General features: G+C 68.2%; 19 protein-coding genes. 8 read left to right on the top strand and 11 right to left on the bottom strand.

The features are described 5' to 3' along the window. Window positions 1-87: 87 nt before the first annotated feature. Window positions 88-1,005 carry a haloalkane dehalogenase gene (locus tag CMO28_RS12815; RefSeq protein WP_296714025.1) on the top strand — a complete coding sequence of 306 codons (918 nt, stop codon included), beginning with the start codon at window positions 88-90 and terminating at the stop codon, window positions 1,003-1,005. Window positions 1,006-1,039: 34 nt separating this feature from the next. On the opposite strand, the gene hemN is transcribed toward CMO28_RS12815, so the two are convergent. After that, window positions 1,040-2,449 (bottom strand): oxygen-independent coproporphyrinogen III oxidase, encoded by a 1,410-nt coding sequence (gene hemN, locus CMO28_RS12810; RefSeq protein WP_296714023.1) that lies wholly within the window; start codon window positions 2,447-2,449, stop codon window positions 1,040-1,042. A 303-nt stretch (window positions 2,450-2,752) separates the two neighbouring features. Here hemN and CMO28_RS12805 point away from each other — a divergent pair, with 303 nt between their 5' ends. Both CMO28_RS12805 and CMO28_RS12800 read left to right on the top strand, forming a co-directional pair. Then, window positions 2,753-3,418 carry an OmpW/AlkL family protein gene (locus CMO28_RS12805; protein ID WP_296714022.1) on the top strand — a complete coding sequence of 222 codons (666 nt, stop codon included), beginning with the start codon at window positions 2,753-2,755 and terminating at the stop codon, window positions 3,416-3,418. A 379-nt stretch (window positions 3,419-3,797) separates the two neighbouring features. Beyond that, a complete protein-coding gene (locus CMO28_RS12800; RefSeq protein ID WP_296714019.1) occupies window positions 3,798-4,763 on the top strand; it encodes a helix-turn-helix domain-containing protein in 966 nt (321 codons plus the stop codon). Window positions 4,764-4,783: 20 nt separating this feature from the next. Here CMO28_RS12800 and hisD read toward each other — a convergent pair whose 3' ends face one another. The 6 genes from hisD to CMO28_RS12770 all read right to left on the bottom strand — a co-directional run bounded on the left by hisD (window position 4,784) and on the right by CMO28_RS12770 (window position 11,745). Then, the gene (hisD, locus tag CMO28_RS12795) at window positions 4,784-6,106 is read right to left on the bottom strand and encodes a histidinol dehydrogenase (protein WP_296714017.1); all 1,323 of its coding nucleotides are present in this window, start codon (window positions 6,104-6,106) and stop codon (window positions 4,784-4,786) included. 29 nt (window positions 6,107-6,135) lie between these two features. Further along, the gene (locus CMO28_RS12790; RefSeq protein ID WP_062768658.1) at window positions 6,136-6,948 is read right to left on the bottom strand and encodes an ABC transporter permease; all 813 of its coding nucleotides are present in this window, start codon (window positions 6,946-6,948) and stop codon (window positions 6,136-6,138) included. Further along, entirely contained in the window at window positions 6,945-7,910 is a 966-nt protein-coding gene (locus CMO28_RS12785; RefSeq protein WP_296714014.1) for an ABC transporter permease, read from the bottom strand. The genes CMO28_RS12790 and CMO28_RS12785 overlap by 4 nt, the downstream gene beginning before the upstream one ends. A 109-nt stretch (window positions 7,911-8,019) precedes the next feature. Further along, on the bottom strand, window positions 8,020-9,126 hold the full coding sequence (locus CMO28_RS12780; protein WP_372021054.1) for an ABC transporter substrate-binding protein: 1,107 nt from the start codon (window positions 9,124-9,126) through the stop codon (window positions 8,020-8,022). A 114-nt stretch (window positions 9,127-9,240) separates the two neighbouring features. After that, window positions 9,241-10,338, bottom strand: coding sequence for an ABC transporter ATP-binding protein (locus tag CMO28_RS12775; protein ID WP_322111345.1), 1,098 nt, complete (start codon window positions 10,336-10,338; stop codon window positions 9,241-9,243). Window positions 10,339-10,476: 138 nt separating this feature from the next. After that, entirely contained in the window at window positions 10,477-11,745 is a 1,269-nt protein-coding gene (locus CMO28_RS12770; RefSeq protein ID WP_416370970.1) for a hypothetical protein, read from the bottom strand. Window positions 11,746-11,977: 232 nt separating this feature from the next. Between CMO28_RS12770 and CMO28_RS12765 the strand changes: the two genes are divergently transcribed. Next, a complete protein-coding gene (locus CMO28_RS12765) occupies window positions 11,978-12,763 on the top strand; it encodes an SDR family NAD(P)-dependent oxidoreductase (protein WP_296714007.1) in 786 nt (261 codons plus the stop codon). Here the strand turns inward: CMO28_RS12765 and CMO28_RS12760 are convergent. Both CMO28_RS12760 and CMO28_RS12755 read right to left on the bottom strand, forming a co-directional pair. Continuing rightward, a complete protein-coding gene (locus tag CMO28_RS12760) occupies window positions 12,745-15,075 on the bottom strand; it encodes an FdhF/YdeP family oxidoreductase (protein WP_296714005.1) in 2,331 nt (776 codons plus the stop codon). The two genes, CMO28_RS12765 and CMO28_RS12760, sit on opposite strands and share 19 nt — an antisense overlap. A 73-nt stretch (window positions 15,076-15,148) precedes the next feature. Then, window positions 15,149-15,799 carry a GntR family transcriptional regulator gene (locus CMO28_RS12755; protein WP_296714003.1) on the bottom strand — a complete coding sequence of 217 codons (651 nt, stop codon included), beginning with the start codon at window positions 15,797-15,799 and terminating at the stop codon, window positions 15,149-15,151. A gap of 155 nt (window positions 15,800-15,954) precedes the next feature. On the opposite strand from CMO28_RS12755, the gene bioB reads away from it, so the two are divergent. Genes bioB through CMO28_RS12735 form a run of 4 tightly spaced genes read left to right on the top strand, consistent with a single transcriptional unit; the run spans window position 15,955 to window position 20,025 of the window. Further along, window positions 15,955-16,941: a biotin synthase BioB gene (gene bioB, locus CMO28_RS12750; RefSeq protein ID WP_296714001.1), complete on the top strand. Its 987-nt coding sequence runs from the start codon at window positions 15,955-15,957 to the stop codon at window positions 16,939-16,941. Beyond that, the gene (locus tag CMO28_RS12745) at window positions 16,938-18,074 is read left to right on the top strand and encodes an 8-amino-7-oxononanoate synthase (protein WP_296713999.1); all 1,137 of its coding nucleotides are present in this window, start codon (window positions 16,938-16,940) and stop codon (window positions 18,072-18,074) included. Before bioB ends, CMO28_RS12745 begins: the two co-directional genes overlap by 4 nt. Next, window positions 18,071-18,709 carry a dethiobiotin synthase gene (gene bioD, locus CMO28_RS12740; protein ID WP_296713997.1) on the top strand — a complete coding sequence of 213 codons (639 nt, stop codon included), beginning with the start codon at window positions 18,071-18,073 and terminating at the stop codon, window positions 18,707-18,709. Before CMO28_RS12745 ends, bioD begins: the two co-directional genes overlap by 4 nt. Continuing rightward, complete coding sequence (locus CMO28_RS12735; RefSeq protein WP_296713995.1) at window positions 18,706-20,025, top strand: adenosylmethionine--8-amino-7-oxononanoate transaminase; 1,320 nt, start codon at window positions 18,706-18,708, stop codon at window positions 20,023-20,025. The genes bioD and CMO28_RS12735 overlap by 4 nt, the downstream gene beginning before the upstream one ends. Here the strand turns inward: CMO28_RS12735 and CMO28_RS12730 are convergent. Both CMO28_RS12730 and CMO28_RS12725 read right to left on the bottom strand, forming a co-directional pair. Further along, entirely contained in the window at window positions 19,994-21,199 is a 1,206-nt protein-coding gene (locus CMO28_RS12730; protein WP_296713993.1) for an MFS transporter, read from the bottom strand. The genes CMO28_RS12735 and CMO28_RS12730 overlap by 32 nt on opposite strands. Then, the gene (locus CMO28_RS12725) at window positions 21,199-23,268 is read right to left on the bottom strand and encodes a TonB-dependent siderophore receptor (RefSeq protein ID WP_296713990.1); all 2,070 of its coding nucleotides are present in this window, start codon (window positions 23,266-23,268) and stop codon (window positions 21,199-21,201) included. Before CMO28_RS12725 ends, CMO28_RS12730 begins: the two co-directional genes overlap by 1 nt. Window positions 23,269-23,542: the final 274 nt, after the last annotated feature.

Here is a 23,542-nt window from a genome sequence, read left to right as displayed (position 1 = left end):
ATTGCGGGACGAGCCCCGTCCTGCAACCGGCCCTGCCGCCGCCGCATGCGGCGGCGGCATGAGAAGCCATTCCGGAGACAACGCCCGATGACCCAGATCCTGCGCACGCCCGATGCGCGCTTCCTGGACCTGCCCGGCTGGTCCTATGTGCCGCATTACCTCGACGATCTGCCCGGCTATGAAGGCATCCGCATCGCCTGTGTCGACGAGCCGGCCGCCGTCGCCGATGCCGGGGCCGACGCGCCGACCTTTCTCTGCCTGCACGGCCAGCCGAGCTGGAGCTATCTCTATCGCCGCATGATCCCCCAGCTGGTCGCGCGCGGCCGGGTGGTGGCGCCCGATCTGATCGGCTTCGGCCGCTCCGACAAGCTGACCGACGACCGCGCCTATGGCTTTCTGTTCCACCGCGGCATGCTGGTGGAGCTGATCAAGCGGCTGAACCTCCACAACATCATCCTGGTGGTGCAGGATTGGGGCGGGCTGCTGGGCCTGACGCTGCCGCCCGAGATGCCGGAACGCTTCCAGGGGCTTCTGGTCATGAACACCGCCCTCGGCACCGGCGACCGGCCGCTGGGCAAGGGGTTCGAGGCCTGGCGCGATTTCGTCGCCAACAGCCCGGATTTCTCGATCTCGAAACTCTTCCAGCGCGGCTGTCCGCATCTGACGCCGGAAGAGGCCGCCGCCTATGACGCCCCCTATCCCGACGACAGCTATCGGGCGGGTGCCCGAGTCTTCCCGTCGCTGGTCCCCGATCATCCGGATGCCGAAGGGGCGCCGCTGTCGCGTGCCGCCCGCGACTGGTGGCGATCGGACTGGTCGGGCCGGTCGTCGATGGTGATCGGCATGGCCGACCCGGTGCTGGGCAAGCCGGCGATGACCGCCCTGCATCAGGTGATCCGGGGCTGCCCGCCGCCGATCGAGGTCGAAGACGGCGGGCATTTCGTCCAGGAATGGGCCGATGCCTTCATGCCGCAGGCGCTCGACCCGCTCTTCCCCCCGAAGTGATGCCGCGTGGCGCGGCCGAAAGAAGGGCTGGCCCCTATTCGGCCGCGACCATCGCCCATACCGCGGGGTTAAGATAAGTATCGAAACAGGTGGCGACACGCTGCACATCCGGTGTCATGCCCGCCGGCACCGTCAGCCGCCAGCCGTCGCGCACCACCACGCCCCGCGCCTCCAGCGGGGCCAGCCGCGCGAAGGCATCGGCAAGCTCCGCAGGGTCGCGGCCCTGCCCGGCGGCGACCGCTGCCACATCGACCGCGTGGTCGCACATCAACCGCTCGATCACCGCCCGGCGCAGCAGATCGTCGGCGGTGACGGCGACGCCGCGCACCGTGCCGAGCCGGCCGGCGGCGATCGCCTCGCGCCAGGCCCGGACATCGGTGGTGTTCTGGACATAGCCGCCCGGCAGATCACCGATGGCCGACGGGCCGAAGCCCAGAATGGCGGTCGCCATGTCGGTGGTATAGCCCTGGAAATTGCGCCGCAGCCGGCCTTCACGCTGGGCCACCGCCAGCGAATCCTCAGGTCGGGCGAAATGATCGAGGCCGATGCCGGCATAGCCGGCCGCGATCAGCCGCCGCGCGGCCGCCTCGGCCTGTTCCAGCCGTTCGACCGCCCCCGGCAGGGCATGTTCGGGCACCAGGCGCTGATGCGGCTTCAGGGTCGGCACATGGGCATAGCCGAACAGCGCCACCCGATCGGGGGCCAGGGTCAGCACCTGATCGACGGTGGCGATCACGCCCTCGACGGTCTGGTGGGGCAGGCCGTGGACCAGATCGATGTTGATCGCATGGATCCCGCGCGCGCGCAGTTCCTGCACCGCCTGTGCGGTCGCCTCGGCCGGCTGGATGCGGTTGATCGCCTTCTGAACCTCGGGATCCAGATCCTGCACACCCAGGCTCGCCCGGTTGACGCCAGCCGTCGCCCAGGCATCCAGCCGCGCCGGATCCAGGTCGCGGGGATCGATCTCCAGCGCAATCTCGGCCTCGCTCCCGATATCGAAGGCGCGAGTCAGTGTCCGGAAGATCAGATCGATATCACCCGGCTCCAGGATGGTCGGGCTGCCGCCGCCGAAATGCAGATGGCTGACCCGATGCCGCCGGCCCAGCATCCCGGCCACCATCTCGATCTCGGCCACCAGGCTGCGGACATAGGCCTCGATGGGTCCGCGCACATTCACCACCCGGGTGTGGCAGCCGCAGAACCAGCACAGCGTGTCGCAGAACGGCACGTGGACATAGATCGACACCGGCTCGTCCGCCGGTACCGCCCGCATCCATGCAGCCGCCTGATCGGGACCCACCGCAGCATCGAACTGCAAGGCGGTCGGATAGCTGGTGTAGCGCGGCAGACGCGCGGCCCGCAGGGCCGTCTGCGCAACCTCGGCGCGGCGCGGCGCGGCGGGGGATGTCTGCACGGCAGGGCGGAGTTCGACGACGGTTGCCATGGGCGTTGACCTCTCCGGGCGTGACCTTGATTGCCGTGATCCTGCCCGGCCCGCCGCAGGGCTTCCTTGCGCAAGATCAAAAACGGCAATTCCAGAACGGGGCGCCAACAGGCAGCGCGACATCCGGTCGCATCCATGCCGGAGGTTGATCCAGATCAACGCCCGAAAAAGGACACAGGCGCTTTATGGGGCCATCGACCGGTGACGTATCGGAGAGTTCCGGACCACCGGCTGCAGGGCGGGCCGTGCATGACAAGGCCGCCGCAGTCCGGCCGGTGACCGCTGCCAACGAAGGCCAGATCAATGACCACCACGCTCAACAAAGCCCCCCGCGCCCTGAAGGCCGCCGGCCTCGCCGCCCTCGTCGCCGCCGGCACCCTTGCCGGTGCTCTTGCCGGTGCAGCGCCTGCCGCCGCCGAAGACAAGAGCCCCTGGATGCTGCGCGTCCGCGGTGTGGCCGTGGTCCCCGACGAGGGCGCATCGATCAGCCCGATCGGCGGTGACGTGTCGATCGACAACTCGGTCATCCCCGAGCTGGACATCACCTATTTCGCCACCCAGAACATCGCCTTCGAGCTGATCCTGGGTACGACCAAGCATGACGTGAAGGCCAAGGGCACCTCGGTCGGCGGTGTGGATCTCGGCAGCGTCTGGCTGCTGCCCCCCACCCTGACTGCGCAGTACCACTTCATTCCGGACGGCAAGATCCGTCCCTATGTCGGCGCCGGCGTGAACTACACCGTGTTCTACAACGAGGACACCCCGGCCGGCATCGACATCGACTATGACAATGGCTTCGGCTTCGCCCTGCAGGCCGGTGTCGACTTCGCGATCGACGACCATTGGGTCGCCAATATCGACGTGAAGAAGCTGTTCCTGAACACCGACGTCACGATCAACAACTCGATCAAGGCCGATGTCGACATCGACCCGTGGCTGTTCGGCGTGGGTGTCGGCTACCGGTTCTGAACCAGCCATCGGCTGACCACCACGACGAACCGCGTGCGGCCCCGACACTGCCCTGTCGGGACCGCACGCGGGCCCGCCCGACCCGTTCCGTCAGCACAAGGGCCGCCAGCACAAGGCGATGTGCCCCCGGAACGGATCGGTACATCGACCATAATCGCCTCAGGCGGCTGGTCGATATGTGACGAGCATAAGGCGTCGGTCAGACCGGCGTCTTGCCGTCGCGTGTACAAAAGCTTTCGACCGGGTGACCTGAAAGGCGAAACACCGTTCGTGTGTGATGCAATATGCATCATCACGGCGTTTGCCATTGCATGCTCTTTTCTCCACGACATCCAATATGCCGTTGGCACTTGTTCAGGTCGTGGAGCGCAAAGTCATCATGGGGGTCCGGATCCTCGACCTGGATTGCCGGTCACTACCAGGTGTTGAGCGGTGGCGCGAAGCGGTCACCGACATCTATTGCTCGTTCGACGTCATTCCCGACCGTCAGCCCTTCCATGCCCGGATCGTCGAAAGACGGGTCGGGCCATTGTCGCTGACCAGATTCACCTGCGACGACTGCACCGTGATCCGCAGCGAGGCGCACATCCGGCAGGACGAGGTGGCCGGGTTTTCCGTGTCGATACCGGTGTCGGGCCGGATGATCCATTGCCAGGGCGACCGATCCGGCTATGTCCGCCCGGGCGAGGCGCTCGTCACCGATCTGTCCCGCCCTTACGGTTTTCGATGCGTCGAGGGCCTGACGAGCGTCTGCGTGAAGATCCCGCCGGCGGTGACATGTGCGGGCGGCGGTTTCGCGGTCGCACCCGCCGTGACCGACGGGCAGCGTGCCGCAGACCCTGCCCTGCTGCAGGCGGTGACCGCCATGATCGACGCCCTGCTTGAGGCCCCGAAACCGGTCGACCAGCGACGTGCCGAACACGCCGCCCGGGCCCTGCTGGACCTGATCGCCCTGATGTTCGCAGCACCCCCCGCCGCCGCCCCGCCCACCCCGGGGCTGACCGCGCTGCGCCGGCGGGCCGAAGCCCTGATCCGCGCCGAGGCCACCGATCCCGGCCTGACGCCCCAGGCCGTGGCGGAACGGCTGGGCATCAGCCCCGGCTATCTGCATCGGGCGATGCGCGGCAGCGGCCATACGGTCCAGACACTGATCCGCGAGACCCGGATCGCCGCCGGCCTCCACATGCTGATGGATCCGGGGACGAGCGATCTGACCATCGCCCGGATCGCCTATGAGGCCGGTTTCGCCAGCCATGCCGCCTTCACCGACGCCGTCCGCCGCCGCCACGGCCGCACCCCGCGCGAGGTTCGCGATCAGGCGCTGCGCCGTGGCGATGTCGGCTGAACCGGTCGCCTGGACCGCGATCAACGCTTCAGCAGCGTGTCGCGCACTTCAGAGACCGCGGCGGCATGGGCTTCGAAGCCCTCATAGCGGGCGAGCACGCCGGCATGGCGGGCAAGCTCCGGATAGGCCCGGGCGGTGACATAGCCGACCGAGGACCGCTTCATGTAGTCGAAGACCGACAGCGGCGAGAACGTACGGGCCGCAGCATTGGTCGGCAGCACGGCATTGGGCCCGAGCACGAAATTGCCGAGCGTCACCGGGGTACGGTTGCCGAGCAGAATCTCGCCCGCATTCACCAGTTGTCCCAGATGAGCGAAGGGCTCGTCACCCAGCACTTCCAGATGTTCCGGCGCATAGTCGTTGATGAAGGCATAGGCCGCCTCCAGATCCGGGGCCAGCACCACGCCACCGCGCGGGCCGGTGAGCACGGTGGTCGAGAAGCCGCGGCGCTGCTCGCCCATCTTCGCCCAGTAGCCGTCGAGAGCCGCGATCGCATCCTCGGCGACCTTGCGGCTGGTGGTGACCAGATAGGCCGAGCTGTCGGGGCCGTGCTCCGCCTCGACCAGCAGGTCGAGCGCCGCCAGCCGTCCATCCGCCGTATCGTCGGCGAAGATGATCGCCTCGCTCGGCCCGGCGGGGATGCCGGGATCGATCACATCCGACAGCAGGCGCTTGGCCGCCACCACCCAGGGGCTGCCGGGGCCCACGATCTTCACCGCCTTGCGGACGGTTTCGGTGCCATAGGCCACCGCCGCGACACCCTGGGCGCCGCCGCATTTGTAGACCGTCTCGACACCGGCGAGCCGTGCCGCAACCAGCGTCGCCGCATCGACCTCGCCATCGGGACCGGGCGGTGTGATGATTGAAATCTCGGGCACGCCCGCCACCACCGCCGGCACCGTGGTCATCATCACCACGCTCGGAAACGAGCCCTTGCCCCGCGGCACATAGCAGGCGACCGACGGGATCGGCAGGAAGCGGTCACCGGCAAAGGCACCGGGGCGCACCTCGTGCAGCCACATCTCTTCGGGCTTCTGGTCCTGATGGAAGCGGCGGATGTTGTCGACCGCAAAGCGGATCGCCTCGATCACCTCGGGCTCAACCTGATCGAAGGCCCGATCAAAGGCCTCCGGCTCGACCTTGATCCGGGCCGGATCGACAGGCGCCCTGTCGAAATCACGGGCGAAACGGGCCAGCGCCGCATCTCCCTCGGTGCACACCGCTTCGATGATCGGCCGGACCTTGTCGAGGAAGGGGCCGAGATCGCTTTCGGCGCGCTTGAGCAGGTCGGCGCGGGCGGCGGCGTCGAGGGTCGAAAGGTCGTGGAGGTTGACGGCCGGCATGGCGCAGGACTCCTCAGGGAGGTAGATGCTCATTTTGAGCGCAGGAACAGGTCGAGCCCGACCAGCTTGTCGAGAGCCCGGATGGCGAGGGCGGCGACCAGGATATAGACCACCGACACCGCCGCGAGATCCGGCGTGATCACGCTGCGGATCGAATTATAGATCTGCACCGGCAGGGTCACGATGCGCGCATCGACCAGCAGCAGGCTGACCAGGAACTCGTTGAAGGCGAGCACGAACATCAGCAGCGCGCCGGTGATCACACCCGGCATCACCGCGGGCAGGGTGACGGTCAGGAAGGTCTGCACCGGCGGCGCGCCGCAATTGGCCGCCGCATTCTCAAGATCGGGGTCGAGCGCGTTCACCGAGGCGCCCACCGCCCAGATCATGAAGGGCAGGTTGATCACCGCACAGGCAAGCCCCACCGGCCAGAGCTGGCCCAGAATGCCGATCCGCCCGAAGAGCAGCATCATGCCGATGCCCGAGGCGATCAGCGGCACGGTGAAGGGCAGCAGCAGATAGACCTGAAGCGTCCGCCCGAAGGCGATCCGCCAGCGGGCGAGCGCGATGGCAGCCAGCGTGCCCGCCGGCAGGCTGATCAGCGTGCAGACCACCGCCACCCAGAGCGACCGCCAGAAAGCCTGACGCAGTTCGTAGGCGCCGACCACCTTTTCGTACCATTGCAGCGACAGGCCGTCGGGCGGGAAGGTCACGATATTGCCGGCGGTGAACGAGGCGCCGAGCACGATCAGGGTCGGCAGGGCCAGGATCAGCAGATCGAAGCCGATCACCGACCAGAGCAGCAGCCGCTTGGAGCGGGGGGTATTGCCGGCAGCGCTCATGCTCCGCCTCCCTTTGCAGGCGCCCGCCCGCCCATGCCGAGCGTGCCGGCCCCGGCGATCGCCAGGATGATGCCGACGATGGTGCTGCCGAGGAAGGTGAGCACGATGGCGAGTGCCGCCCCGAGCCCGCTGTCCGAGATCCGGAAAAAGGCGTCGTAGATGGCGTTGGCCGCAAAGTCGTTGGTGCCGCCGCCCAGGATGTTGGGGATGGCGAAATCGGTGAGGGTGAGCGTGAAGACCACCACCCCGGCCGCGATCAGCCCCGGCCGGGCCATGGGCAGCACCACGGTCGCGAAGCCCCGCCACCAGTTGGCGCCGAGCGAGGAGGCCGCCATCTCCACCTCCTCGCCGATCGCGGTGATTGCGGGCGCGATCAGCAGCACGGCGAAGGGCAGCATGTACTGGACCAGCCCGAACAGGATGGTCTCGTAGGTATAGATCAGCTTCAGCGGCTCAAACCCGAGCCCGGTGATCGCGCCGTTCACGATGCCCTTGGCACCCAGGATGATCAGCCAGCCATAGGCGCGGACCACCTGGCCGATGAAGAAGGGCAGGAACAGGCTGATCAGCAGCACCCGCCGTATCACCGGCGAGGGCGTGCGCACCATCACATAGGCATAGGGGAAGGCGAGCAGCAGGGTCGCCGCGGTCACGATCACCCCCGCCAGCAGGCTGCGCCAGATGACGGTCGCATAGATCGGCCGGTCGATCAGCTGGGCGTAATTGCCGAGGCTCATCGCCTCGGCCGGCAGGAAGGTCGCCGTGTCGAGCATATGCAGGCTGTCGGATGCCATGTCGACCAGGCCCCAGACCAGCACCGCGACCAGCAGGATGGCGGGGGCAAGGAACAGGGCAGGCACGACCAACTCGGGCCGTTTCGGGCGGATCAGCCCCACGGCCGCCTCGGCCGCATCGAGCAGCCGCCAGGACAGCGGATAGGCGCGTTTCGACGGGCGGAGCATGGCGGCGACCGGCATCCTCGGAAGATGTGTCACGGATCGGGCGGCACCGGATTGCGCCGGTGCCGCCCACAGGGTGTCAACCCTGCATGACCTTGGAAAGCACAGGGCGTCAGCCCTGCATGATCTCCTTGAAGGTCTGGAACCATTCGCGCTCGTGCTCGACCAGCACCGGGGTCGGCACGCTGATCAGCCGGGCGAAGTCTTCAGGCGTGGTCGGATAGGCCGGGTCGCCCGCCAGGTCGGCCGGCGGCGTCAGGCCGGGCTGGACGCCGGGAAGACCCAGTTTCTCGGTCCAGGCCTGCTGCGCGCCCTTGGAAATGGCGTGGTTCACATACTGCTTGGCCCAGTACAGCTCGCTTTCGGGCAGACCCTTGGGCACCCAGAGCGCATCGGTATCGACCTTGGCACCCTCTTCCGGCACGGTCCAATCGACCTTGATGCCGTTCTGCTTCGCTTCGCGGGCATTGGAGATGATGGTGCAGGCGACGTCGATCTCGCCCTGCTGGAACCAGTTGGTGAAATCCGGATCCTCGCCCAGCAGCGGCTGCTGCGCCTTCAGCTTGCGGATGAACGCCCAGGCCGGCTCCATGTTGGCCGGAATGTCCGACACCTTACCGCCGCCCGCGACCTGCGCCGCCGGGTGGAAGCCGATGCCGTCATTGTAGAGCGCGACCCGGCCCTTGAACTTCGGGTCGAGCATCACCGTCCAGCTCTTCGGCGCGCCGTCGGGGAAGGCTTCGGTCCGATAGGCCAGCACGTAGACATAGGAATAGGTGTTGACGATCGGCCAACCCTCCAGCCCGACCGGCTTCGCCACCGGCAGCAGCTGCGGCAGGTTGGACAGATCCGACAGATCCTCGGTCACGCCGCGCAGCGCCGACTTGGTGGCGTTGGTCGAGGTGTCCCAGTTGACATGAATCGGCGGCACCCGCTTCTGCGCCACGGCAGCCCAGATCTTGGGCTGGATCTCGTTGTCCTCGGTCAGGTCGTGGCGCACACGGATGCCGGTCGCCTCGGTGAAGCTCTGCGACACGCCCTTGTCCAGCGCCTCGACCCAGACACCGCCCCAGGCGCGGACGATGATCTCGGCCGGCTTGGCCGGCTCGGCGGCAAAGGCCCGGCGGCCCAGAACCAGCGCCGGGGTACCGGTCAGCGCCGCCCCGGCCGCGGCCATCATGCCGCCCTTCAGCACCTGACGGCGGCTGGCGCCGCGCATCGCGTCGTCATGCTTGGTCATCGCCCTGTTCCCTGTTCTTGCAGGCCGCATGCGGCGGCCGTCCCTGGATCGTGAAGTCTTAGGCCGGGGGTCGTCGTAGGCCGGGGTCATCGCTCACGCCGGATAGACCAGCAGGTCGCGCGCCGTCCAGCCCAGATGCACCGACTGGCCGGGCGTCCAGGCGCGATGGGCGGCGGGATCATGATCGAAGACCCGGAGCACCGCATTGCCGAGCGCAGGCACCCGGGCCGCATAGACCGACCGCTCGCCCTCGAAGATCGCCTCGGTGATGGTCGCCCGCACGATCACCTCCAGCCCGCCGCCGGCACCGTCGGTGTCGAGCGCATCGGCATCATCGGCGATGCGCAGCTGCTCGGCGCGGATCGAGACCGTCACCGGCGTACCGGCTGCGATCTCGCCCGTCCCCACCGGGGTGGCCTGGCATTCCAGATTGCCGAAGGCGACCATCTGGCCGCCGGCGGTGAGGGCGCGGCCCTCCAGCAGATTGGTGACGCCGATGAAGCCGGCGACGAAGGGATTGGCCGGGCGGCGATAGGTCTCCACCGGTGCCGCCAGCTGCTGGGTGCGGCCGCCATCCATCACCAGGATCTCGTCCGACATCACCAGCGCCTCGCGCTGATCATGGGTGACGTTGATGGTGGTGACACCCAGTTCGCGCTGGATGCGGCGGAATTCCAGCTGCATCTCCTCGCGCAGCTTCTTGTCCAGCGCCGCCAGCGGTTCGTCGAGCAGCAGCAGATCGGGTTCGAAGACCAGGGCGCGGGCGATCGCCACGCGCTGCTGCTGCCCGCCCGACAGCTCGTGGATCCGCCGGCCGCCATAGCCGCCCAGCCGGACCAGTTCCAGATAGCGTTCAACCCGATCCGGAATGGTGCGGGCGTCGAAGCGGCGCATGCGCAGCGGATAGGCGACGTTCTCGGCTGCGGTCATGTGCGGGAACAGCGCCAGCTTCTGGAACACCATACCGATCGACCGGCGATGCGGCGGCTCGGCCGAAACCGGCCGGCCACCCAGCACGATCTCCCCGCCCGTCGGGGCAAGAAAGCCCGCGATCATGCGTAGCAGCGTGGTCTTGCCCGAGCCGCTGGGGCCGAGGATGGTGAGGAAACGCCCACGCGCCAGCGTGAAGGACACCTCGTCCACCGCCTTGGTGCCGTTGAAGCTCCGGCTGACCCGGTCGACGCGCACCATCTCGGGCGTCGCCGCTGCATCTGCGGACATCGATGTTCTGCTCCAGGGAAGGGTTCGGCGGCCAGTCCACCGGATCGTCGGAAAACTGTCAAGATCGCCCGCCCGGCCTGCCGCAGCATGCGGCACGGGCGGGTTCCGTCAGGGGGTGACGGCGTCCAGCATGGTGGAGAGCGGATCGGCGGCGCCGCCCGCAGGCTCCGCCCCCATGGCGACCGCGATCGCAAGCCCCAGCGCCGAGGCGGCGGGGCCGTGATGGCCACCATCGGGGCCGGCCCGCAGGTTCATCACCAGGGTCGGGCAGCAGAACAGCGCCAGCTTCACCACCCGTCGCCAGTCTGCATCAAGCTGCCCGCGTGCCGCCAGGGCCTGCAGCAGCGGTCGCCAGAGCAGATCCCCCTTGGCCGCCAGAAATGCCCGGCGCAGGGGGCCCGGATCATGATCGTGATCGATGGTGATCCCCCGCCCGTCGGCATCGAGCCGCGCCCGCACGGTGTAAAGCCCCTCGGCCACCGCCGCGTCATACAGCCAGAAGGGATGGGCGAAGATGTTGTGGAAGGTGGCCTTCACCTCGGCCAGCAGAGCCGGCACATGGGCACCGGCAAAGGCCGGATCGAAGAAGACCAGCCGGTCGGCCATGCCGTCCGCCCCGGTTTCGAACCAGACATTGGCATTATGGGCGTCACCATGGGCAACGACGCCGGCCCCGGCGAAGCGGGCCGGCAGCAGCCGCGCGCGGGCCTCGTCGAACAGCGCGCCCAGGCCCCGGTCATAGGTGATGCCGCCCACCGTCCAGCGCAGATCCTTGAGCTGATGCCAGGACAGGGTCAGGTCCGGCACTTCAGCCCGGCCGCCCAGATGAAAGACCCGGCTCTCGTAGAACCGGGCCATCCGCCCGCCCGGCCGCTCCGGCGCGCCGTGATCGATCAGCCGGTCATGGAACAGCCGGTGCAGCGGCTCGGCGGCGGCCTCGTCTGCCGTGATGTCGTGAAGCGTCGCCAGATAGCGATCGGCGACCAGCCGGTCGGCATCGGCCTGGGCGGCAATCAGCCGCACGGCCGCAACCGGCGCCGGCCCGCCGATGCCGCGCGCCTCCGCCTCCACCGCGCGGGCCAGATCGGCCAGCCGCGGCTGATCGCGCCGGGCATAGATCAGGATCTGCCGGCCGACCGCGCCCGAGGCGACCACCGGACGGTCGACCGGAAATCCGGCCCCGGCCAGCAACTCGGCGCGGTAGTATTCGCCCACGGTTTCGGCCTCGTCCTCCTCCTGGTGGAACTTGAAGAAGAAGGACCGGCCATCGGCTGCCTCGACGAAGCCGTTGACCGAATTCAGGCTGTAGCCGTCGCGGTTGATGGTCACCCGCGCCGGGGTGAAGTCCGCCACCTCGGCCACCAGGCCTGCAATCACCGCCTCGGCTTCGGCGATGCGGCCAGCGCGGGTCAGATCACGAGCGAGCGCGGTGGGAGCCTGTGCGGCAGAGGACGTGGTGGCGGCGGTCGCAGTCATCGGGCAGGCCTCGGGGTCATGGGCGATGCCGGCGATTGCCGCCGGCACGCGATGGAAGGATTGATACCGCATCGCCCGCGTCCGATCATCACCCGAACGCCACCCTGTCCTTCAGCGCCCGGGATCGTCTTTCATGTCAGAGACCGCCACCTCCGTCCTCTCCCGCTTCTCCCTGGCCGGCCGCAAGGCACTGGTCACCGGCGCCAGCCGCGGCATCGGCCGGGCGCTGGCCACGGGCCTCGCCGGGGCCGGGGCCGCGGTAGCGGTCTCGGGCCGCGATGCGGCGGCACTCGAAGGGGTCATCGCACGCATCATCGGCGCCGGCGGCCGCGCGGTCGCCGTGCCCTTCGACGTCTCCTCGGTCGAACAGATCCGTGCCGGGGTGGCGCAGGCCGCCGAAAAGCTCGGCGGGCTCGACATCCTGGTCAACAATGCCGGCATGGAACAGGTCTGCCCCTCGCTGGATGTCGACGAGGCCCTGTGGGACAGGATCCAGGACACCAATCTCAAAGGCGCTTTCTTCTGCGCCCAGGCGGCCGCCCGGATCATGAGCGGCGCCGGCGGCGGCGCGATCATCAATCTCTGCTCGCTCACCTCCGAGGTCGGCGTGCCGACAGCTGCCGCCTATGGTGCCTCCAAGAGCGGTCTTCTGGGCCTGACCCGCACGCTTGCCACCGAATGGGCCGGCCGCGGCATCCGGGTCAACGGCATCGGTCCCGGCTATTTCCGCACCGACATGACCGAGGTCTTCTTCGAGGACGAGGCCTGGGCCGACCGCATGCGGGCCAGCATCCCGGCCGGCCGCTTCGGAGAGGTCGACGACCTGATCGGCGCCGCCGTCTTCCTCGCCTCGCCGGCCGCCGCCTATGTCACCGGCACCCTGCTTTATGTCGATGGCGGCTACATGGCCTCGATCTGAGGGCGGCCGCCTCGGACACGCGCATCGCCCACCTCGGCGGCGATCCTGACCGGCACCGATTTGGCTGCCGGCGTCAGGCTGTCGCGCTCGTGATGAGAGAGCGGCACCAGCACGTTGCATTCCGGGTAATAGGCGGCGAGACAGCCTTTGGGCACGTCATAGGCCAGCAGGGTGAGCCCGGCCTTGCGGCGGGGGATGCCGTCTTCGGCAACCGTGGTCAGCTCCACCCTTGCCCCCGACACCAGCCCCATCCGGTCGACATCCTCAGGGTTCATCATCACCACCATCCGCGAACCGTCGATGCCGCGAAAGCGGTCGCGATAGCCATAGATCGTGGTGTTGAACTGGTCGTTGGAGCGGAGCGTGATCAGCCGGAAGACGGTGTCGTCGTCATCCGGGTCGAAGCTGGCATTGAGCGCGGCGGGTGTCCGGAAATTGGCCTTGCCGGTGTCGGTGTTCCAGCGCCGGTCGCGTGCCGCCAGCGGGCGGGCGAAGCCGCCGGGGGTGAACATGCGCGCATTCATGTCGTGGAAGTCTTCGGGGAAGGTTCGGGCGATGGCATCGCGGATGCGGCCGTAATCCGCCACCCAGTCGTCCCAGGGCACCCGTGCGGCTCCGGAAAGCGTGGCCTTGGCCAGTTCGGCGACGATCCGGATTTCCGACAGCAGATCGGGGCTTGCCGGCCGCGCCCGCCCGCGCGAGGCATGGATATGGGCGGTCGAATCCTCCATCGTCACCACCTGCGGACCGCCGGCCTGCACATCCTCTTCCAGACGGCCCAGACAGGGCAGAAGATAGGTTTCTTCCGCCGTCACCAGATGGCTGCGGTTCAGCCTGGTCGCCACATGCACCGCCAGCTTCAGCCGGCCCCAGGCGGGTTCCATCCGCGCATGATCGGGCACCGCGCGCAGGAAGTTGCCGCCAAGGCCGATGAAGGCGTCGACGCCGTCCTCCAGCATGGCTTCGCAGGCCTCCACCGTGGCGAAGCCCTTTTTTCGGGGCGGCGCAAAGCCGTACATCTCGCCCAGCCGGTCGATCGGCACCAGTGCCGGGGCGTCGGCGATGCCGACGGTGCGCTGCCCCTGCACGTTGGAATGGCCGCGCACCGGCAGGATCCCGGTGCCGATGCGGCCGATCTGCCCCCGCATCAGCAGCAGATTGACCAGCATGCCGACACTGTCGGATCCAAGCCTGTGCTGGGTCAGCCCCATGCCGTAGATCGCAATCGCGCGTTCTGCGCGGGCATAGATGCGGCCGGCATCTTCGATCGCCTCGCGGGTCAGGCCGGCATTGCGCTCGATCTCGTCCCAGCCGGTCTTGCGGACCATCCGTTCGAAATCCCCGAACCCGTGGCAATGCTCGTCGATGAAAGCCTGGTCGAGCACGCGCGGCTCCCCCGCCGCCTGCGCGGCATCGTCCAGCGCCAGCAGCGTCTTGGCCATGCCCGTCATGACGGCGATATCGCCCGCGGGCCGCGGCTGATAATAGCGCGAGGCGAGCCGCGTGGGCCGCCCCGCCAGCATCTGCCCGGGGTTCTGCGGATCGACGAAGGTCAGCCAGCCCCGCTCGCGCATCGGGTTGAAGACCAGCATCGAGACCCCGCGCTCCGCCGCGCGCTGCAGGGGGTGCAGCATCCGCGGCGCGTTGGATCCGACATTCTGCCCGAAGGCCAGGATGCAGTCGGTGTGCTCGAAATCATCCAGCTCCACCGTACCGACCGGCACGCCGATGCTCTTCGGCAGCGATTTGGACGTCGTCTCGTGGCACATGTTGGAACTGTCGGGCAGGTTGTTGGTGCCGTAGATCCGCGCGAACAGCTGGTACATGTACGAGGCTTCGAGCGAGGCCCGCCCCGAGGCATAGAACACCACCCGGTCGGGATCGAAGGTCTTCAGCCGGCGGCCGATCGCCGCGAAGGCCTCGTCCCACGACACCGGCAGATAGCGGTCGGTTTCGGGGTCGTGACGCATCGGGCAGGTCAGCCGCCCCTCGTTCTCCAGGTCGAAATCTTCCCACCCCCGCAACTCTTCCGTGGTGTGGCGGGCAAAGAAATCGGCCGTCGCCCGTTTCGAGGTCAGCTCCCAGAAGGTCGCCTTGGCGCCGTTCTCGCAGAACTCCGCCGCATGGGTCTCGGCCGGCTTGGCCCAGGCGCAGCTGACGCACATGAAGCCGTCGGGCTTGTTCTGGCGCGGCAGTTCCCCAAGCGCACTGCCCCAGACCTGCTGACGGCTGGCATGGCGGACAAGCGACTGCATCGACCCCCAGCCGCCCGAAGGTGCGTCATAGGGGTGATGGCGGAGCGGGCGGGACATGGGCGGAACCTCCATCCGGTTGTCACCCGGCGGTGACCTCTCCGGCGAACCGGTGCCCGCGCCGATGGTTCCGTCACCCTGCCGGTGTCGCTGGTGCCGCCTTCGGCACCGGTGCCGCCGCCCGCTCCAGCACCCGGATATGCTGATCGAGCAGGGTGACGGCGCGGGCGCCGTCGCGCGCCTTCAGCGCCTCGAAGATCTGCCGGTGGGCAAGATTGGAGCCGGGCCGCCAGCCGGCGCTGCGGTTGGCCGACAGGATGATCCGGGCATTGGCCAGTTGCAGATCCTCGATCATCGCGATCAGCCGCGGCATCCGGCAGGGGGCGGCCAGTTCGCGGTGAAAGGCGCGGTTGGCGCGCTCCCATTCCGCCATGGTCCGGGCCTCGTCGCCCGCGATCAGCGCCCGCTCGATCCGCTCCAGCGCTGCGGCATTCAGTTTCGGCACGGCATATTTCAGCGCCAGCGCCTCCAGCGAGGCCCGGATCTCGGTCATTTCCTGCACCGCGGCCGCATCCAGCGGCGCGACCCGCATGCCGCGCCTGGGCTCCGACACCAGCAGCCCCTGGGCCTTCAGCATCTGAAAGGCCTCGCGCGCCGGCACATGGCTCGCCTCGAATTCCTCGGCGATGCGGTCCTGCCGCACCGGCATGCCGGGCGCCAGCTCCCCCGACACGATCCTGTCTCCCAAGACACGGGCAATGCGTTCTGCGGTGGTCTCTGCCATGGCCTCACTCATAGATTATCTATGATAATAATGGATGCCCCCGTGGATCTGATTGATATAGTCATTTTAGCGCCACATCAATAATAGATTATCTATGATCTGATCCTTCGGAAGTTCAGACGCTTCAGCTGCAAGGTCGGATCGAGGAGGATGCCATGCATGCCGAAATCTTCTCTTCCCCCGCAACTGACAACCGAAGCACCGCCTGCTGGACACACGAGGCCGCGCGCGAGATCCACGACCAGCCCTTTGCAGATCTGATGTTCCGGGCCCAATCGGTGCATCGGGCGCATTTCGATCCGAACCGGCTGCAGCTCAGCCGGCTGCTCAACATCAAGACCGGCGGCTGCCCGGAAGACTGCGGCTATTGCAGCCAGTCGTCTCGCAACGCCACGGGCCTCAAGGCCGGGCGGCTGATGGCCGTAGAGCAGGTGGTCCGCGAAGCGCGCAAGGCCCGCGATGGCGGCGCCACCCGCTATTGCATGGGGGCCGCCTGGCGGGGCCCCAAGGATCGCGACATGGACACCCTGGTCGCGATGGTGCAGGCGGTGAAGGCGCTCGGGCTCGAGACCTGCATGACGCTCGGCATGCTCTCAGACGATCAGGCCGACACCCTCGCCGCCGCCGGGCTCGACTACTACAACCACAATCTCGACACCTCCGAGCGCTTCTATCCCGAAATCGTGACCACCCGCAGCTATGCCGACCGGCTGGACACACTGGCGCGGGTGCGTGCCGCCGGCATCAGGGTCTGCGCCGGCGGGATTCTGGGCCTGGGGGAAAGCGCGGCCGACCGCATCGACATGATCGTGACGCTCGCCAACCTGCCCGAGCCGCCGGAAAGCGTGCCGATCAACATGCTGATCCGCATGCCGGGAACGAAGCTCGCCGATGCCGATCCGATCGACCCGTTCGATTTCGTGCGCAGCATCGCGCTCACCCGGATCCTGATGCCGCGATCCCATGTCCGGCTGACGGCGGGGCGCAGCACGATGAGCGACGAGCTTCAGGCGCTGTGCTTCCTGGCCGGGGCCAATTCGATCTTCGTGGGCGATACCCTGCTCACCGCCGCCAATCCGGGGGAAGACCGCGATGCCGCCCTGCTGCGCCGGCTGGGCATGACCGCGGAGACGGCGGGATGATCCTCGCCCGCCATGCCGACCGGCTGGCGCAGCTGGCAGAGGGCAGCCGCCGCCGGACGCTGATGCCCCGCGGGGGGCTCGACTTCACCTCCAACGACTATCTGGGCCTTGCGGCTGCGGAGCGGATGGCAGCCGCGGTCGCCGAGGCCCTGGCCCGGGGCGTGCCCGTCGGCGCCGGAGGCTCGCGCCTGCTGCGCGGCAATCATGCCGAGCACGAGGCGCTCGAAGCCGAGGCCGCACGGTTTTTCGGCGCCGACCGGATGCTGTTCTTCGGTGCCGGCTATGCCGCCAATCAGGCGGTGCTCGCCACCCTGCCGCAGGATGGCGACCTGGTGGTGCATGACAGGCTGATCCATGCCAGCGCCCATAGCGGCCTGCGGCTGGGCCGGGCCGCATCCGTCGCCGTCCCGCATAACGATGCCGGGGCGGTGGACGACGCCATCCGCAGCTGGCGCCGGGCCGGCGGCACCGGCCATCCCTGGATCGTGGCCGAAAGCCTCTATTCGATGGATGGCGATACCGCACCACTCGCCGATCTGGCAGCGATCGCCCGCGCCCATGACGGTTTCCTGTTCATCGACGAGGCCCATGCGACCGGCGTCCACGGCCCGGACGGGCGCGGCCTCGCCGCCGGGCTGGAGGGCCGGCCCGAGGTGATCGTGCTGCACACCTGCGGCAAGGCGCTGGGGGCGGCCGGTGCCCTGGTCGGCGCCGACGCCATCCTCTGCGACTATCTGATCAACCGGGCGAAGCCGTTCATCTATGCAACCGCGCCCTCTCCGCTTCAGGCAGCCGCGGTGCGGGCGGCCCTCAGGATCCTGGCCGACGAGCCGGAACGCCGCAGCCGTCTGCATGGCCTGATCGCCACCGCCCATGCCGCCGCCGCCCGGCACGGTTTTGCGACCGGCGCCACCCAGATCCTGCCGGTGATCCTGGGCGATGATGCCCTCACGGTCCGCGTCGCCCGACGGATGCAGGCGGCCGGCTTCGACATCCGCGCCATCCGTCCGCCGACCGTTCCCCCGGGCACCGCCAGGCTGCGGATTTCGATCACCCTCAACATCGATGCCGCTGCGATCGAAGCGCTGTTCGCCACCCTCGCCGTTGCGGTGGCCGAGGAGACCACGCCATGACCCGACATCTGGTCGTGACCGGCACCGATACCGGCATCGGCAAGACCGTGGTCGCAGCCGGCCTCGCCGCCGCCCTCGGTGCCGGCTACTGGAAACCGGTCCAGTCGGGGCTGGAGGGCGAGACCGATTCCGAGGTGGCCGCCCGGCTTGGCCGACTGCCACCCGAACGGGTTCTGCCCGAAGCCTGGCGGCTGACCGCCCCGGTCTCGCCGCATCTGGCGGCCGATATCGATGGCGTGGCCATCGACCCGGACGCCATCGACCCGCCGACGACGGCCGGTCCGCTGGTGATCGAAGGGGCGGGCGGCGTGCTGGTGCCGCTGACCCGGCAGGTGGTCTTCGCCGATCTCTTCGCCCGCTGGCAATGGCCGGTGGTGCTCTGCGCCCGCACCGGGCTCGGCACCATCAATCACAGCCTGCTGTCGCTCGAAGCCCTGCAGGCCCGCCGCGTGCCGGTCGCCGGCATCGTCTTCATCGGCGAGGCCCGGCCCGACAGCGAAGCCGTCATCACCGCGCGTGGCGGGGTGCCCCATCTGGGCCGCCTGCCCCGGCTGGACCCGCTCGACGCGGACACGCTGGCGCCAGCCATTCGCCAGGGGATCGATCTCGCCCGTCTTGAAAGGATCAGAGGATGACCGCGCCTGCCCCCGTCTCGTCTGCCCCCAACTCGCCTGGCCCCGCCTCGCCAGTCTGGCATCCGTTCCGCCAGCACCTGACAGAACCCGTCACCCGCGCCATCGCCCGCACCGAGGACGCCCGGCTGATCGATGCCGAGGGCCGGTCGATCTTCGACGCGATCTCGTCCTGGTGGGTGATCACCCATGGTCATCGCCCGCCGGCGATCATGGCCGCGATCCGCGATGCGACGGAGCGTCTGGACCAGGTGATCTTCGCCGAATTCACCCATCAGCCGGCCGAGGATCTGGCCCGGGGGCTGATCGACCTCGCCCCGCCCGGCCTTGCCCATGTCTTCTATTCCGACAGCGGGTCGACATCGGTCGAAGTCGCCCTGAAGATGGCGCTGGGCTGGTTCCACAACCGAGGCGCGCCGCGATCACGGATCGTGGTCATGGACCACGGCTATCACGGCGATACCATCGGCACCATGTCGGCCGGCGCCCGCGGCGTGTTCAATGCCGCCTATGCGCCGCTGCTCTTCGATGTCGACACCATCCCCTTCCCCGAACCCGGCCGGGAACAGGCGACGCTGGATGCGCTGGAGGGCTTCTGCCGGACCGGCCAGGCGGCGGCGCTGCTGATCGAGCCGCTGGTTCTGGGGGCAGGCGGCATGAAAATGTATCCGCCGCATCTGCTGGCCGAGTTCCGCCGGATCACCGAACGCCACGGCACGCTGATGATCGCCGATGAGGTGATGACCGGCTGGGGGCGGACCGGCACGCTCTTCGCCTGCGATCAGGCCGGCATCACCCCGGACATCATGTGCGTGTCCAAGGGCATCACCGGCGGCACCCTGCCGCTGGCGGCGACGCTGTGCACGGGGCCGGTCTTCGAGGCGCATCTGTCCACCGACCGCGCCCGGACCTTCTTCCACTCCAGTTCCTACACCGCCAACCCGATCGCCTGTGCGGCAGCCCTCGCCAATCTCCGGATCTGGCAGGAGGAACCGGTGGTGGCCCGCATCGCCGCCCTCGCCCGCCGGCAGGAGGCCTGGGTCACCCGCTTCCGCCAGAACCCGCGCTTCCGCAATGTCCGCCGGACGGGCACCATCGCAGCACTCGACCTCGACGTGGCGGAAGCCGGCTACCTCTCGGAGGTCGGGCCAAGGCTGCGCGCCTTTTTCCGCGACCGCGACCTGCTGATCCGGCCGCTCGGCAATGTGATCTATCTGATGCCGCCCTATTGCAGCACGGCGGAAGACATCGATCGCGCCTGGGAAGCGATCGCCGAGGCGGCGGAGGTTATTCTACCCCAGGCTGGAGCCGCCGGATGAGCGGCAGGGCCGCAAGCGCCAGGGTTGCAGCGAACGCAAAGAAGACGCCATAGCCCAGATGCTGCGCCACCACCCCCGCCGTCAGGCCGGCGAGCATGCTGACCGACGCGTCCATGCACTGGAACAGGGTGAAATCGACCCCCGCCTGACGGAGATCGGACCAGCGCATGAACTGGGCATAGAGGGCCACGAAGCCGATCGGCATCACGAAGGAGGCACCGGCCAGCGCCAGCCCCATCGCCGCCTCGCGCGGCAGCAGGCCGGTGACCGCCTGGACGGCGAAGCCCGCCAGCACCAGGGCCTGGAGCAGAACCGCCAGGATCATCACCCGGCCGATGCCCAGCCCGCGGACCAGCGCCCCGCCGGCCAGCGCACCGGTGAAGCCCAGGACCAGACTGCCCAGCCCGTTGAGCACGCCCACCTCGTCGAGGCCGATGCCCTGGTCGATCAGGAAGGGACCGACCATGCCCATGGCGGTCTTCTGGGCGATGACGAACAAGGCGGTCAGCGCCAGCCCGCGCCGCACCTCCGCCCGCCGGAGCGTGGCGCGAAGCGAGGGTGTATGGCCGGTGCCGGATGGCCTGCGTCCCGCCCGATGGCGGGCATGGGCAAGGAAGGGCAGACCGAGCAGGGCCACCAGGGCCGCCATAGTCCAGATCCCCGCCGGCCAGCCGGCCCGGTCGACGATCACCAGCAGCAGCCCGCCGCCGAGTGCGGCCCCCACATAGGCGCCCCCGACCTGGGCGGCATTGCCCCAGCCGAGTTCCGCCTCGCGCAGGCTTTCGACCGCATAGCCGTCGCAGGCGATATCGACGGTGGCGGTCGCGAAGGCGACCGCCAGCAGCACAGCCAGAACCGGCAGCACGGGGGCCGGCCCGATCGCCCCGACCAATGCCAGGCCCACCACCGAAAATCCGCCGCCGGCCGCGACCATCAGCGCGGACCGGTCGCCGCCTCGGGCGGGCAGGCGCCAGCGCTCTGCCGCCGGGGACCACAGCACCTTCAGCGCCCAGGGCAGAACCAGCAGCGAGAGCAGCCCGACATGATCGAGCGGCAGCCCCTCTGCTCTCAGGATCGCCGGCAACCCGGTCCAGGTGACGCCGCCGATCACGCTCTGCGCGACATAGAGCCCGCCGATCGAGCCGATCAGCGACCAGAGGCCGCGGCGCGCCATCAGAAGCGATAGCGCAGCGAGGTGGTGACGACGCGGCCCTCGTCGCGATAGCAATAGCCGGCACTGCAGCTCTGGTCGTCGGAGTCGAAAAGATTGCGGGCGTTGAGCTGGATCTCTGCGCCCGGCTGGCCCAGGTTGGCGAGATTGTAGGAGATGGCGGCATCCAGGAAGGCGCGGTCGTCATTCTCGAAGCTGTTGACGTCGTCGCCCCAGCTCTTGCCGAAATAGCGCAGGCCCGCCCCCAGGCCCAGCCCGTCCAGAGCCCCGTCTGCAATGTCGTAATGCACCCAGAGCGAGGCGATGTCGTTGGGGGTTGCCGACAGCTCCTTGCCTTCAGCGCCGACGATGCCCTTCTCGATCTTCACCCGCTGATGGGTATAGGCGGCGACCAGGCTCCAGCCGTCATCCAGCGAGACCACGGCTTCAAGCTCGATGCCGCGGGAATTCATGTCGAGCTGACGCTGCCTGTTCACGCCGGTGGTGGCGTCGAAGACCACCCCGTCCTCCTGGTCGATATCGAACAGCGCCGCCGAGAGCAGGCTGTTGGTGCCGGGGATCTGGTATTTGACGCCGATTTCCTTCTGCAGCGCCCGGGTCGGCTCCGCCGCCCGGCCGGTGCCGGTATAGGGGTCGTCATAGACCAGGCCGATATTGGGCGAGAACGAGCTGGAGACATTGGCATAGGGGGTAAGGCCGTTCTCGAAGGCATAGGACACCCCCAGCCGGCCCGAGAAGGCCTGGTCGTCCTGGTCCGAGCTGCTGCGGTCGGCTGCCACGACCCTGGTATCGACCCGGTCGTATCGGCCGCTGGCGAAAACGGTCCAGCCGCCGAACACCATCTGGTCGTGCAGATAAAGGCCATACTGGTCGGTTTCCTGACCGCCGCCATAGCCGAGCCGCGCCGCGGCCGCGGCGGCAGACGAAACGGTACTGCCGGCAGACCAGGCATCATAGCTTGCCCGGGTATAGTCGAACCCGGTGACCAGTTCATGGGTCACGCTGCCGGTGTCGAACACCATCTTGGCCAGGGTGTCGACGGTCACCGCGTCCATGGCCTCGCGGTAATGGCCCCAATAGGGAAAGGCGAGCCCGCCCACCTGATAGCTGCGATATTCCAGGTCGGAGGAGACGTCGGTGTAGCGCAGCTTCTGCTCCAGGGTCAGCACGTCGTCGACCCGATGGCTGAACTCATAGCCGGCCCGCCACTGGATCTGGTTGAAATCATTGTAGTCGGGATCGCCGGCATAGCGGTGAGAGGCGACCCCGTAGCTGGGATTGTAGAAGACCGCGGTCCCGCCCACCGTCGCATCCGCGTATTCCCCGAGAAGGGTGAGCTGCGTGTCCTCGTCGAAGCGGATGGTCGCGGCCGGCGCGATCAGGGTCTTGTCGTCGGGATAGCCGTCGAGCGTGGTATCGCTTGCGCGGGCAAGCCCGGTCAGGCGGTAGAGCACCTGCCCCTCGTCATCGACGGGGCCCGACAGGTCGAAGGCCGCCTGACGCCGGTCGTCGGTGCCGCCCAGCAGTTCGATCTCGTGGAAGGGCTGATCCTTCGGGCGCTTGGTGACCAGATTGACAAGCCCGCCCGGGCCGCTGACGCCATAGAGCGACGAGGCCGGCCCCTTGAGGATGGCGATGCCCTCGACCGTATAGGGATCGTTGCGGAACCAGGCCGACGGGCCGTTATACTGCCGCAGCCCGTCCCGGAACATGCCGGTGTAATGGGCGGGGAAGCCGCGCAGCTTGAAGGCGTCATAGCGCGTGTCGAAACCGAAGGTGCCGGTATCGACGCCGGCGGAATAGCTGATCGCCTCGCTCAGCGTCCGCGGCTTCTGATCCTCCATCTGCGCCTGGGTAACGGTCGAGACCGCCTGTGGAATCCGGGCGATCGGCGCATCAGCCTTGGTCGCCTGCTGCCCCTGGATCGCGACATAGCCGTCCTGCTGCAGCGTCTCGCCGCTTTCGGATTCGACCATCAGCGGCGCCAGCATGGTGGCACCGTCTTCCGCAGCGAAAGACAGAGACGGGGCGATGAGTGAAAGCGCGGTAGAGGCGAGGAGGAGGCGGCGCATGGTCAGATCCCGATCAATTGCATGACCTGCCCCGAAAACGGGGCGTCATCCTGGCCCCTGAATGCCATCGCATCGGCTTGAGTTGCAATTCATTTTCATTCGCAAAATATGTGACCCCATATGCCCCGACACTGCGCAGTCTTTGGCCTGGACTGCGCATTCTCAGATACGACGGTGCAGCTGGGGGCTGGATGTCCCGCCCCGCGCCATCTACCATCGCCTGCACCCCTGCGTATGCTGGCGCGGCGATCCGGATCGTCGCGCCGCAAAGGGG

Source organism: Tistrella sp. (assembly GCF_002684955.1).
Classification (GTDB): Bacteria; Pseudomonadota; Alphaproteobacteria; order Tistrellales; family Tistrellaceae; genus Tistrella; species Tistrella mobilis.
The sequence above is the reverse complement of the archived record's forward strand: the minus strand, read 5'-3'. Positions and strand labels throughout refer to the sequence as shown.